This window comes from Corallococcus sp. NCSPR001 (genome assembly GCF_017309135.1).
Lineage (GTDB): Bacteria > Myxococcota > Myxococcia > Myxococcales > Myxococcaceae > Corallococcus.
Window position 1 is genome coordinate 3719385 of sequence record NZ_JAFIMS010000002.1, and the last position, 13179, is coordinate 3732563.

The 13179-nt window shown below is 70.6% G+C and carries 10 protein-coding genes; 3 read left to right on the plus strand and 7 right to left on the minus strand.

Annotated features, from left to right (window positions below; genetic code table 11):
- Positions 1–414: 414 nt before the first annotated feature.
- The 3 genes from mprF (at position 415) to JYJ93_RS17195 (ending at position 6189) form a co-directional block, all read left to right on the plus strand.
- Positions 415–2958, plus strand: coding sequence for a bifunctional lysylphosphatidylglycerol flippase/synthetase MprF (gene mprF / locus JYJ93_RS17185; protein WP_206792640.1), 2544 nt, complete (start codon positions 415–417; stop codon positions 2956–2958).
- Positions 2955–4493 (plus strand): virulence factor family protein, encoded by a 1539-nt coding sequence (locus JYJ93_RS17190; protein WP_206792643.1) that lies wholly within the window; start codon positions 2955–2957, stop codon positions 4491–4493. The genes mprF and JYJ93_RS17190 overlap by 4 nt, the downstream gene beginning before the upstream one ends.
- 136 nt (positions 4494–4629) lie before the next feature.
- A complete protein-coding gene (locus JYJ93_RS17195) occupies positions 4630–6189 on the plus strand; it encodes a carboxylesterase/lipase family protein (RefSeq protein WP_206792645.1) in 1560 nt (519 codons plus the stop codon).
- Between the two features lie 70 nt (positions 6190–6259).
- Here JYJ93_RS17195 and JYJ93_RS17200 read toward each other — a convergent pair whose 3' ends face one another.
- From JYJ93_RS17200 to JYJ93_RS40805, 7 genes are all read right to left on the minus strand, one after another.
- A complete protein-coding gene (locus JYJ93_RS17200) occupies positions 6260–6652 on the minus strand; it encodes a hypothetical protein (RefSeq protein ID WP_206792647.1) in 393 nt (130 codons plus the stop codon).
- A gap of 76 nt (positions 6653–6728) precedes the next feature.
- Entirely contained in the window at positions 6729–7754 is a 1026-nt protein-coding gene (locus JYJ93_RS17205) for a hypothetical protein (RefSeq protein WP_206792649.1), read from the minus strand.
- Positions 7755–7866: 112 nt separating this feature from the next.
- Positions 7867–8220, minus strand: a complete 354-nt coding sequence (locus JYJ93_RS17210; protein ID WP_206792652.1) for a response regulator — start codon at positions 8218–8220, stop codon at positions 7867–7869.
- 97 nt (positions 8221–8317) lie between these two features.
- A complete protein-coding gene (locus tag JYJ93_RS17215) occupies positions 8318–9541 on the minus strand; it encodes a glutathione-independent formaldehyde dehydrogenase (RefSeq protein WP_206792654.1) in 1224 nt (407 codons plus the stop codon).
- Between the two features lie 135 nt (positions 9542–9676).
- Entirely contained in the window at positions 9677–11059 is a 1383-nt protein-coding gene (locus JYJ93_RS17220; RefSeq protein ID WP_206792657.1) for an MATE family efflux transporter, read from the minus strand.
- A 120-nt stretch (positions 11060–11179) separates the two neighbouring features.
- Positions 11180–11536: a response regulator gene (locus tag JYJ93_RS17225; RefSeq protein WP_206792659.1), complete on the minus strand. Its 357-nt coding sequence runs from the start codon at positions 11534–11536 to the stop codon at positions 11180–11182.
- A complete protein-coding gene (locus JYJ93_RS40805) occupies positions 11533–13158 on the minus strand; it encodes an ATPase domain-containing protein (RefSeq protein ID WP_206792660.1) in 1626 nt (541 codons plus the stop codon). The genes JYJ93_RS17225 and JYJ93_RS40805 overlap by 4 nt, the downstream gene beginning before the upstream one ends.
- Positions 13159–13179: the final 21 nt, after the last annotated feature.

The following is a 13179-nucleotide window of genomic DNA, read 5'->3' on the forward strand; positions in this document are numbered from 1 at the left end:
GAGGGGGTCAAAAGTAAAATGGGTCCCTGATGCCTCCCCGCCGTGCCTCCAGCCACTGCGTTCACGCGCTGTTCAAAACACAGACGGAGTGGACCGGACAGCTTCGTAAAACATGAAATTGTTCTCAGGGTCGGCGTGATGCCGGTCCTGTCTGGGAACCCTACTCCGGAGGTCCACCGCTCCTCTGGAGCGCGCTGGCCTCCGGGTGTGGAGGGCCCGAGGATGCCGAAGGGGGCCGGGCTTGCGAGGGGCCGGCATGGCGCCGCCTCCGACGGGGCGAAGAGACACTCCTGGTCCGCCTGTACCCAGGTCCCATGCGTCACTTCAACACAGGACCTTGTCCGCCCCTCGGCGCCTCTTCACGGAGCGTGGCACGCCGGATGCTCTGTCCTCCCACTCAGGGGGAGCGCCGGCATGACGAAGATCCAGAGGGTCCTGACCACGGCGCTGCCGCTGTTGCTGCTGTGCGTGGCGGCGTACGTGCTGCACCGCGAGCTGTCGCACTACCGCCGCGAGGACGTGAGCGCGGGGCTCAAGGCCGTGACGGCGGGGCACATCCTGCTGGCCCTGGCCGTGACGGTCGTGAACTACGTGGCGCTCACGCTGTACGACGTGCTGGCGCTGGGGCACGCGGGGCACCGGATTCCCTATCCGCGCGTGGCGCTCACGTCCTTCGTCGGTTACGCCTTCGGGCACAACCTGGGCGCGTCGTTCCTGAGCGGCGGGTCGGTGCGCTACCGGCTGTATTCCGCGTGGGGGCTCAGCGCGCTGGATGTCGCGCGGGTGTCCGCGTTCAATGCGCTCACGTTCTGGCTGGGCCTGGCCGCCGTCACCGGCGTGTCGTTGCTCGTGGAGGGCGGGGGCGGGGTGCTGTCCCTGTCCACGCCCGTGGCGCACGGGGTGGGCGCCGCGCTGGGGTTGCTGCTCGTGGGCTACTTCGTGGCGTGCGCCACCGTGCGCGGGCCGCTGCGGGTTCGCGGCCTGGAGTGGACGCTGCCCACGCCCGCGCGTGCCCTGGCGCAGCTGGTGGTGTCATGCGGGGACTGGATGCTGGCGGCGGCGGTGCTGTGGGTGCTCTTGCCTCCGGGCAGCGTGTCGCTGCCGTCGCTCACCGCGCTGTTCGCGCTGGCGCAGCTGGCGGGCATCGCCAGCCAGGTGCCCGCGGGCCTGGGCGTCTTCGAGACGGTGATGCTCTCCGCACTCACGCCCCACGTGCCCGCGCCACGGGTCGTGGGCGTGCTGCTCGTGTACCGCTTCGTCTACTACCTGCTGCCCTTCACGGTGGCGGCGCTGCTGCTGGCGGGGCATGAGCTGCTCCAGCGCCGTCACCACCTCACGCGGCTGGCGAAGGTGGTGCACAGCTCGTTCGCGCCGCTGGTGCCGTGGGCCGCGTCGGCGGGGGCGTTCGTGGCGGGCACGGTGCTGCTGTTCTCCGGCGCGACGCCGGCCGTCGCCGAGCGCCTGGCGCTGCTCCGCCGGCTGGTGCCGCTGCCGCTCCTGGAGGTGTCTCATCTGCTGGGCAGCCTGGCGGGCGTGTCGCTGCTCCTGCTCGCGCGCGGGCTCCAGCGGCGCCTGGACGCGGCCTACGTGCTGACGCAGGTGCTGCTGGTGGCGGGCGCGGTGTTCTCCCTGGTGAAGGGCGTGGACTACGAGGAGGCCACGCTGCTGCTCGTCCTGGCCCTGGCGCTGGCGCCGTTCCATCAGCAGTTCTACCGGCACACGTCGCTGTTCGCGGAAGCCTTCAGCCCCGGGTGGTTCCTGGCCACGGCGGCGGTGGTGGGCGCGTCGGTGTGGCTGGGGTTCTTCTCCTACCGGCACGTCGAGTACCGCGACGACCTCTGGTGGCGCTTCGCCTTCTCTGGCAACGCGCCGCGCTTCCTGCGCGCCAGCGTGGGCGTGCTGGGGGCGACGGTCGTGGCGGGGCTGGCCGCGCTCCTGCGGCCGGCAGGGCCGCGCACGCACCCTCCGACGGCGGAGGAGCTGCGACGGGTGCGTCCCCTGGTGGCGCGCTCCCCGGAGTCCATGGCCTCGCTGGCGCTGGTGGGAGACAAGTCCCTGCTGCTCAACGACGCGGGCACCGCGTTCCTCATGTACGGCGTGTCGGGGCGCGCGTGGGTGTCCATGGGCGACCCGGTGGGGCCGCCGGACGCGGCGACGGAGCTGGCGTGGCGCTTCCTCGAACTGGCGGACCGGCACCATGGCTGGGCGTGCTTCTACCAGGTGGGGCCGGGCGCGCTGCCGCGCTACCTGGACCTGGGGCTCACGCTGCTCAAGCTGGGAGAAGAGGCCACCGTGCCGCTCCAGGACTTCACCCTGGAGGGGCCGGAGCGCCGGGGCCTGCGCCACGGCATGCGCCACATGGAGCGCGACGCGTGGACCTTCGAGGTCCAGCCGCGCGAGGCCGTGCCCCAACTGCTGCCCCAGTTGCGGGCCATCTCCGACGCGTGGCTGGCGGAGAAGCACACGCGGGAGAAGGGCTTCAGCCTGGGCGCGTTCTCCCCTCGCTACCTGGAGCAGGGGCCGGTGGCGCTGGTGCGCAGGAGCGGGGTGCTCATGGGCTTCGCCAACGTGTGGGCGCCGGACACGAAGGAGGAGCTGAGCGTGGACCTCATGCGCTATCAGCCGGGCAGTCCCCATGGCGCCATGGACTTCCTCTTCACGTCGCTGATGCTGTGGGGCCGCCAGCAGGGCTTCCAGCGCTTCAACCTGGGCATGGCGCCCTTCAGCGGCTTCGAGGCGCGCGCGCTCGCGCCCATGTGGAACCGGCTGGGCGCGCTGCTGTTCCGGCACGGCGAGCACTTCTACAACTTCCAGGGGCTGCGCCAGTACAAGGAGAAGTTCCGTCCGGACTGGGCGCCGCGCTACCTGGCCTCGCCGGGCGGGCTCGCGCTGCCGGGCGTGCTCGCGGGCGTGGCCTCGCTGGTGTCGCGCGGGCTGGGTGGGGTGGTGGCGAGATGAGGCGGCGCGCGAAGGGGGGCCTGCTGGGGGCCGTGCTGGTGCTGGCGCTCATCTCCGGGGCGCGCATGTGCGCGGCGCCCTCCGTCGCTCCAGCCCCCGTGGCGGTCCCCGTGCCCCCGCCCGCGGTCGCGCCGCGCGTGGAGACGCTGCGGCTGGGAGGCCGCTTCGGCCACGTCACGGTGGTGACGCCCCCGGCAAGGCCCGGGACGGTGGTGCTCCTGCTCGCGGAGGGGCCCGCTGACAGGGGCCGGGCGCTGGAGCTGTCCATGGCGCTGGCCTCGCACGGCGCGTTGGTGCTCGGGGTGGACGCCGGGGCCTACCTGCGCGCCCTGGAGAAGGGCACCCGGTGCGCGTACCCGGCGGGGGACCTGGAGGTCCTGAGTCAGGGCTACCAGCGGCACGCGGAGCTGCCCGAGTACCTGCACCCCGTCCTCGTGGGGGACGGCACCGGCGCGGCGCTGGCCTACGCGGCGCTGGCCCAGGCGCCGCCGGGCACGTTCCGGGGCGCGGTGAGCGTGGACTTCTCGCCGGAGGTGACGATGTCCGCGGCCTTCTGCCCGGGCGCGGGGCTCGTGCGCTCACGCGCGGACAAGGGCAGACAGGAGCGGCTGGAGCCGCCGCGGGAGCTGAGTCAGCCGTGGGTGCTGCTTGGCGCGGAGCAGGATCCGGTTCATCCGGTGAAGGCGGCGCGCGACTTCACCCGCTCCCTGACGACGGCCCGCGTGCTGACGGTGCCGGGGCCGGGGTTGGCCCGCATGCCCGTGGACACGTGGCGGGGGGCGCTGCTGGCCGCGCATGATGCCGCCGCCGCGCCGCTCTCCTCGGAGGTGCTGCCGCCGGTCTCCACGTCCGCGTCGCCTCCAGACGCAGGCACCCGGGCGCTCTTGGGGGACGCGTCGGTGGAGGGCCTGCCGCTGGTGGAGGTCCCCGCGACGTCGCAGCCCCCGGGCGACACGCTGGCGCTCTTCGTCACCGGCGATGGCGGCTGGGCCAGCCTGGACCAGAAGGTCTCCGAGTCGCTCGCCGCGCAGGGCCTCCCCGTCGTGGGCTTCAACTCGCTGCGCTACTTCTGGAAGCGCCGCACGCCGGAGGAGACGTCCGCGGACGTGGCCCGCGCGCTGCGCCACTACCTGGCCGCGTGGGGCAAGCAGCGCGTGGTGTTGCTGGGCTATTCGCGCGGCGCGGACGTGGTGCCGGCCATCGCCGCGCGCCTGCCGGAGGACCTGCGCGGGCGCGTGCGGCTGGCCGTGCTGCTCGCGCCCGGCAAGGAGGCGGAGTTCGAGGTGCACGTCACGGACCTCTTCGGTGGCAGGGGCCGGCCCACGGCGGCGGTGCTCCCGGACGTGCAGGCGCTGAAGGGGACGCCCGTGCTCTGCGTCTACGGTGACGAGGAGCTGTCCGACAGCCTCTGCCCCACGCTGTCCGGCGTGCCCGGCGCTCGCGCCGTGCTGCTCAAGGGTGGACACCACTTCGACGGGGACTACGACGCCATCGTTCGGGTCGTCCTGCGGGAACTCGGTATGGCATTGCCCTGATGCTCCGCGGTCGGGGTCCGCGTCGGCTGGCGGACGGGTGATTGCCTTTGAGGGTCCATGCATTGACTTGCATGGATGAAACCTCTACTTCGCACCGGCCCGGCCCTGGCGCCGGGTCTCGTGGGGGGTTCCAAACATGGTCCAGCAGTCGGCTCCTGTCGTCAGCACCGTCGAAGGACAGCTCCAAGGCCTCGTCGAGGAAGGGGTGTATGCCTTCAAGGGCATTCCCTACGCCCAGCCTCCCGTGGGCGCGCTGCGGTGGCGGCCTCCCGCTCCGGTCGTTCCCTGGAAGCACATCCGGCAGGCGTCAACGTTCGGCAAGTCCTCGCTCCAGTCGCGTGAGGGCTGCATCGCGGGCGGCGGCGGTGACCCGTTCCCGATGGACGAGGATTGTCTCTACCTCAACGTCTGGACGCCTCGCGTAGACCCCCAGGCGAAGCTGCCCGTCATCGTGTGGATCCACGGCGGCGCGTATGTGATTGGCGCGAGCGGCCTGCCCCCGTACGACGGCGTGCCCCTGGCGTCCCGGGACGCTGTCTTCGTCACGCTCAACTACCGCCTGGGGCACCTGGGCTTCCTGGCCCACCCGGCGCTCCTGAAGGAGCCGGGGGGCGGCGCGGCCAACTTCGGCCTGATGGATCAGCTCGCCGCGCTCCAGTGGGTGAACCGCAACATCGCGAAGTTCGGCGGGGACGCGGGCAACGTCACCCTCATCGGCCAGTCCGCGGGCGCCAAGAGCGTGCTGTCCCTCTTCTGCATGGAGTCCGCCAAGCCCCTGTTCCACCGGGGCGTGGCGATGAGCGTGTACGGCCTGGACGAGATGCCGCTGGAGAAGGCGTGCCTCAAGGGCGAGGCGCTGATCCGCGACATGGGGGTGACGGACGCGACGCCGGAGCGCATGCGCGAGCTGCCCGCGGAGTCCTTCTGGCAGCAGGCGCCGGAGCACTCGCTGGCGCCCGTGGCCGTGTGCGGCGACACGGTGCTGCCCCAGTCCATCCTGTCCACCTTCAAGGCGCAGCAGCAGGCGCGCGTGCCGCTCATCCTGGGCAGCACCAGCGACGACGTGAGCGTGATGACCGCCATGGGCCGCGACCCCATGGAGATCCTCCAGGCGCTGCGGGACAACAACGTGCCCATCGGCCTGCTCTACCCGGGCGTGTCACCGGACGAGGAGCTGGCGCGGCAGGCGTGCCGCGACATCGTCTTCACGCTCATCCCCCGGCAGGTCGCGGACCTGCACCACAAGGTCTCCGACGCGTGGCGCTTCTACTTCGAGTACACCACCGCCGAGCTGCGCCCGGAGTACCCCGACGGCGTCCCCCACGGCGCGGACATCCCGTACTTCCTGGACACGGTGGCCCGCTGCCCGCCCCACCAGGACGTGCTCACCGACGAGGACCGCGCCTACGCACGCCAGGTGAGCGGCTGGCTGCTCCAGTTCGCCCGCTCCGGCGCGCCCGCGTCCGCGACGGAGTGGCCGAAGCACCAGCAGGGCGAGGACCGCACCCTGCGCATGCAGCAGCCGCCAAAGGTGGAGCACAACTTCATGCAGCTGCGCCTCAATGCCTTCCTGATCGCCAGCGCCATCATCAACAACCCGGACGGCCGCGCGAGCGGGAAGCCCGGCGCGCAGCGCAACGTCCGCCACACGGGGGCCACGCCCCAGAAGACGGGCCGGCCTGAAGGCGCGCCGTAGCCTCTGGAAGAGCGAAGGGCCCGGGCGCGAGCATCCGCGGCCGGGCCCCACCTGTGCTCTGCGTGCGCTTCTATGTGCTGAAGAGCACCAGCACGAAGGTGCTCGACTGGGGCAGCTGGAACACGGTGCCCTGGCGCAGCGAGCCCTTGAAGAAGGGGGCCGCGTCGTAGGCGGTGGCGCCCTTCAGGGCCTCCTTCGTGGCCTCTGGGAGCCACCCGCCGTCGTCCAGCTTCACCGTCAGCCGCGTGGGCTTCAGCGCGGCCTGGAGCGCCTGACCTTCCGCCGCCGGGTACTCCAGCACCGCGAGGAACTGCGTGTCCGTGGGGCCCAGGCCGCCCGGGACGCCGCGCGGAGACTGGCGCCACTGCACCGCCTGGGGGCGGCGCGGCAGCGTCACGGTCTTCTCCAGCGTCTCCAGGTCCGTCCCCGTCTTCGCCGCGGGCGCGGCCGTCTGTGTCGTCATGGATGCATTCCCCCCTGAGAGCTTGTCGCAGGCCAGCGAAACACACCCCGCGAGCAGGGTGGTAGCCAGCGTGCGCCTAACGGCCACCGATGGGACGCGACGTCGCATTCTCGGGGCTCCCCTGGTCCCACGTCACGTGCCGCTGGAGCGTGCCGTAGTTGGTGTACTGGTGCCCCAGGCCCGTCTGCTCCAGCCGGCCGTTGGCCGCGTCCGGCGTGCCGGTGTTGATGTCCGCCTGGCCCGGGTTGAAGTTGTAGCGGTCCTCCGCGTGGAGCGTCATGTCCATCTCGAAGCGGGGCTTCCCGCCCGGCGTCTCCGGCGGGTAGACCGTCACGGTCGCGCTGTTCCAGACGGAGTGGCCGCCAATCGCCTTCTGCCAGTTCTCCGTCTCCGGGTAGGGGAACTGCTCGCTGGAGCCGACGCCAATCTGCGAGCCGGTGATCTGGAACGTCACCGGCTTGCCCGCAAGCGACGGGTCCTGGGCGATCATCTGGTTGTAGGTCGCCTCCGCCGCCTGCTGCGTGTCACGCGTGGAGTTGGTGAGCACCGCCTGGCCGGCGGGGTCCGTGCTGACGAAGCGCTCGTAGTCGAAGTGCCGGTCCGCCCCGTTGCCGTGCAGGAAGTGGTCGTACGTGTCCAGGCCGTCCGGGATGTCGTTGTGCGGCACGCCCGGGATGCCCTGGATGGCGCGCGCGGCGTTGAGCTTCAACTCCCACTCGGCCCGCGCCGCGTAGTCGCTCAGCCCCGGGCTCTCCGTGGGCAGGGGCGTGGGGTCGTTGGGGTCGTTGGGGTTCTGCAGGAAGCCGTTGTCGTGGTGGATGTCCGGACGGCGGGGAGGACCCACCTGGTAGTCCGCCACCGTGGCGCCGTTCGTCTGCACCGCCGTTCCAGACGTGCCCACCGGGGTGGGCGTGGCCGCGGGCGCGGGCGTCCCCAGGGCGGGGCCTCCCCGGCGGGCGGCGGGCGCGGACTCGAAGGTGTCGGCGGGGCGCCGGGCCACGGGCGCGGCCGGGGGCTGCGGGGTGGGGCGGACCTGCGGGGTCAGCGCCTGCTGCACTCGCGCCGCGATGGCGCCGCCAATCGACTCACCGATTCTGGACATGTCGGGTCTTCCCCCTCGAACCACCGAGACGGTGGACGTTGATGGATTATCGACCCTTGTCACCGGGAGTTGCCGGGTTTTCCATGCCTACATTGGCGCCCAACGCCGGCCTTCAGCGCCGGGACCGGTAGCGGTCCACGGCGGCCAGGAGCACCTCCGTGCGCACCGGCTTGCCCAACAGGCCCACCGTCCCGGGCGGGGCCCCCTGGAGGTCCGGGTCCGCGGTGAGCGCCAGCACCGGCAGCCGCGACGTGAGGCCCAGGTTGCGCAGCCGGGTGAGGAAGCGCCGGTCCTCCGGGTTGCGCAGCATCAGGCTGAGCAACACCAGCGAGGGCATGTCCGGGATCCGGGACAGCACGTCCAGCGCCTGCGTGGACGTGGGCACGGACAGCACCGTGTAGCCCTCCAGCACGAGGAGGGCCACCAGCGCCTCGCGCAGGTCGTCGTAGCTTTCGACCACCAGCACGGTCGAGGGTGTGTCCAGGGCAACCACCGTCAAAACATATACCGCCCAGGCCCCGGGGCGTACGCGCCCTGGGGCCTGGACCTGGGGACAAGGCCCCTCAAGCGCGAGCCTTGGGGCTCAGCTGGGGCTTGAGGATGACCTTGGTGTAGCCGTCCCGGCGGGCGTCGAACTTCTTGTACGCGTCCGGGGCGTCCTGGAGCGGCAGGCGGTGGCTGACGATCATGCTCGGCCGGGCGCGGCCCGCGATGATGAGGTCGCGCAGGAAGTGGTTGTAGCGCTTCACCGGCGTCTGGCCGGTGCCCACGGTGATGCCCTTGTCGAACACCTTGGCCCACGGCAGCGGGTAGATGCCCTGCTTCGCGTTCTCGTCCGGCGCGCCGGGGTCCGGGGCGATGTAGACGCCGATGACGCCAATGGAGCCCGTGGGGTTCACCAGCTCCACCAGCTGCTCCAGCACCTGGGTGGGCTTCTCCTTGCCGCCGTGCGAGTCCGCGCCCTTGATGTCGCGCGACTGGTAGCCCACGGCGTCGATGCCGCACATCACGCCCAGGGCCTTCTCCTCACCGGGGCGCAGCGCGCCCATGATGAGCGGGTTGCCGCGGCGCAGGTCCAGGATCTGCTTCACCGGGTCGCCCTTCGTGAAGTCGATGGGGATGGCGCCCATCTCCTTCACCTTGGCCAGGCGCTCCGGGACGCTGTCCACCACGTAGACCTCCGAGGCGCCGCGCAAGAGCGCGCAGTAGCCCGCGAGCAGGCCCACCGGCCCCGCGCCGAAGACGGCCACGGTGGCGCCCGGCCGCACGTTCGCAAGCTCGGTGCCGTGGTACGCGGTCGGGAACACGTCCGACAGGAGCAGGAAGTCGTCCTCCAGGTCGTCGCCCGGCTGCCCAGGGAGCTTCAGGCAGTTGAAGTCCGCCCAGGGCACCCGGAGCAGCTCCGCCTGTCCTCCGCGGTACGGACCCATGCCCGCGTAGCCGTAGCCCGCGTGGGGCGCCTCCGGATTGGCGACGAGGCAGGCCTCGGTGCGGCCACGCACGCAATCGAAGCAGGTGCCGCAGGCGATGTTGAAGGGCAGCACCACGCGGTCGCCCTTCTGGATGCTCCTGACGCCGGGGCCCACCTGCTCCACGACGCCCATGTTCTCGTGGCCGAACACCTGTCCGGCCTTGGACGTGGTGCGGCCCTCGTACATGTGCAGGTCACTTCCACAGATGCCGGCGGAGGTGACGCGGATGACGCAGTCGGTGGGAGATTCCAGCTTCGGATCCTCGACCTCCTCCACCTTCACCTGGCTGTTCTCTTTGTAGACGACGGCGAGCATGCGCTCCTCCTGGATGGGCCTGTAACGCGGCTCACCAAAAGTGGGATGCGCCGGGGCCAGCGGAAGGGGCCTGGGATGCAACGCGCCCGGCCGCCCCGTGCAGGCGTGCAGGGCGGGCGCGCCTTCAAGCCCTCTTCAGTGCGCCATCACCACCGGCGCCTCCGCCGGGGACACCAGGGACTGGCGCTCCCAGGCGCGGCTCTTCCAGCGCATCCACATGGCCAGGCCGCGCGTCCATTCATCCGCGGCCACCGCCAGCCACACGCCCGCGAGCCCCAGGTGCAGGTGGAACACGAGGTAGTAGCCCAGGGGCAGGCTCATACAGACCATGGAGAGCACCGCCATGATGACCGGGAAGGTGGCGTCACCCGCGGCGCGCAGCGCGTTCACCAGCACCAGGTTGAACGAGCGCCCCGTCTCCAAGAGCAGGCTCAGCACCAACACCTGTGACGTCAGCCGCAGGATGTCGCCGTCATGCGTGAAGAGGCGGATGAGCGGCTCGCGGAAGAGGATGGCCGTCAGGTCCACCGCCACCGTGATGCCGATGCTCCACTTGAGGCTCTTGAGCACGCGCGCGTACGCGTCCTGGGAGCGCCTCGCGCCGACCAGCCGTCCCACGAGGATGGACGTGCCCATGCCGATGGCCAGGCTGCACAGGAAGACGTACTGGGACATGGCGTTGGCGTACTGCCGCGACGCCAGCGACACCGGGCCCAGGTACGTCACGTAGTACAGGAACACCGTCTGGCACGCGTGGTACGTCATCTGCTCCACTGCGGACGGCACGCCCACGCGCAGGATCTTGCGCACGTATTCGCGCGTGAGCGCCACGAAGTGCGTGGGCTTCATCTTCACGTCCATCACCCGCCAGAGCATCCACGCGAAGACGCCCACCGCCATCGCGCGGCTGAAGACGGTGGACATGGCCGCGCCCGCCACGCCGTGCGCCGGCATGCCGAAGTGCCCGAAGATGAGCACCCAGTTGCCCACCACGTGCACCACGTTCATGCCCAGGGCCACGTACATGGACTGTCGCGTGAAGCCGTACGTGCGGATGAGGCTGGAGAAGACGTTGATGAGCGCCTGCAGGAACAGGAAGCCGCCCGCGATGTGCCAGTAGGTGCTCGCGTACGCCAGCGTCCGGGGCTCCAGGTTCATTCGCCCCAGGATTGCGTCCGCGGACAACAAGAGCCCGCCGCTCACCGCCAGGCCCAGGAGGAAGTTCATCGTGATGGCCTGCGCCGCGATGCGCGCCGCCTCCGTGCTCCGCTTCGCGCCCAGATATTGCGACACGACGATGGACGCGCCGTGGCTCACGACCTCCATCACCAGGATGCAGATGAAGACGTACTGATTGACGACGCCCACCGCGGACACGGCGGCGTCCGACACACCGCTGAGCATCAGCGTGTCCGCCGTGCCCATCAGCATGAAGAGGAAGATTTCGAAGAAGATGGGCCAGGTGAGGCGGAACAGGCCCGGCTCGCGGGAGGGCGTCGTCTCGACTTCAGTGGGCATGGATGCGTCGCGTCAGGTGCACCCACTGTGCGCGCGCGATATTGCGATTTCAACCGGAAGCACCCGCGCCGGCTGCCTGCCCGCCGCGGGTGCTTTGAGCTGAAATCGTGAGACAGCCACCTACGACGGCGTCAGCCTCGCCACGGTGTCCACCAGGTCTCTCAGGGAGAAGGGCTTCTTGAGGAAGCCGGCCCACTGCTGTTCCTCCATCTTGGCCCTGGGCGGCTGGATGGCGCTCATGACGAGGATGGGGAAGTGGTGGGTGCCGTCCTTGCGGATGGCGTCGATGGTCTCGTAGCCGTTCATCACCGGCATCATCACGTCGATGATGGCCAGGTCGGGCTTCTCCTCCTTGAGCCTGGCCAGCGCCTCGCGGCCGTTGCCGCAGATGACGACGCGCAGTTGCTCCTCTTCCAGGATGGCCTGGATGGCTTCGGCGATGTCCAGCTCATCGTCCACGACGAGCACGGTCTTCATGAACGCCTCCGCCGGGACGCGCCCGCCGGAGCCTTCTTCGCGGCTGGCTTCTTCTTCGCGGGCGCCTTGCGGCCCTGCTTCTTCCTCGCGCCCAGGGGGGCCTTCACGCGGCCGGGCTGGGCGGCCTCTCCGCCGGACAGGCGCGCGTGGCCGGTGAGGATGCTCTCCGCGCTCTCGAAGGTCTCCGCGACCCGGATGCCCTTCTCGGAGATGGAGAACTCGCGGATGCCGCTGTCGTAGGCGCTCTCCCGCATCTTCATGATGGAGAGCAGCCGGTAGAGCTGCGAGCGCAGCTCCACGTAGCGCACCAGGATGACGTTCTCCACGGTGGACGCGGCCTCTGGCTGGGGCATGTCCACGCCGGGGCTGAACAGCGGCGTCTCATCCGAGTACAGCGTGGTGACGTCCATCATCCGCAGCTGGTGCGTGAGCGCGGAGAAGAAGCGGCTCAGGCGGTCCGGGTACACCGCCGCGGAGCGGAAGCCGGACACGCCGTCGATGAAGAGGCGCAGGCGGTCCACCTTGCGCTCCTCGATGCGCTCCAGGAGCTTCTCCGCCAGCGAGTCCATGTTGTGCTCCAGCGGCGGCTGCCACTGGATTTCGATGAGGCCCTCGTCCACGTACTTCTTGAGGTCCCCCATGCCGGTGCCCTCCGCCTTCTCGATGAGGCGGGGGGGCGTCTCGAAGAAGCCGAAGTAGACGCCCGGCTGGCCCTCGCGCGCGCCCTGGAGGAGGAAGTGCAGCCCCAGGAGCGTCTTGCCCGTGCCGGGCGCGCCCAGCAGCAGCGTGGTGGAGCCTGACAGCACGCCGCCCCGGAGCGCTTCGTCCAGGCGGGGGATGCCGAAGGGCATGCGGATGCGGTCCTCGCGCCCCTCCGCGGCGGGGTGGGCGAACTGCACCTCCGTGCGCGGGTGGATGACCATGCCCTGGTTGGAGATCTCCACCTCGTGGCGGCCCAGCAGGGACGGTCCGCCGCGGAACTTGATGGCGATGAGCTCGCGCACCGCGCGGGGGCCGTGCAGCCACAGCGACAGTTCGAAGATGCCGTCCACCGCGGTGTTCTCCGGGTGGATCTCCCCTTCATGGTGCGGGGCGAGCAGCAGCGTGGTGCAGCCCAGGATGCTGCTGAAGGTCTGCAGGTCCTGGAGGAAGCGCTTGAAGGAGAGGTCCGAGCGGGCGAACTCCTTCGCCGCGTCCATGCCGTCGATGATGAGCAGCGTGGTGCCGTGGGCCTGGGCGTTCTTGCGAAGCAGCTCCAGGAGGCCCTTGAGCCCGTCGCGCTCCAGGTCGCGGTAGCCGCTGAGGTACTGGAGCCGGTCCGGGATGACGCTGGCGTCGAAGAACGTCATCTGCGACAGGTTCTCCAGCATGCGCCCGTGCGACTCCGACAGCAGCGTCACGTAGAGCGCCTTGCCGCCGTTCTTCACGTGCTGGAAGGCGATCTGGTTGGCCAGCACCGTCTTGCCGGAGCCCGGGGGCCCGATGATGGCGTAGGACGAGCCCTGGATGAGGCCGCCCTTGGTGATGAAGTCCAGCCGGGGCACGTTGGTGACGAGGCGCTTCGCCGGGCTCTTGCCCTCGCCGGACGGTTTGCTCCCGTCCGCGTCTTCGGTGTTCGACACGAATCCTTCTCCTCTGGAGAC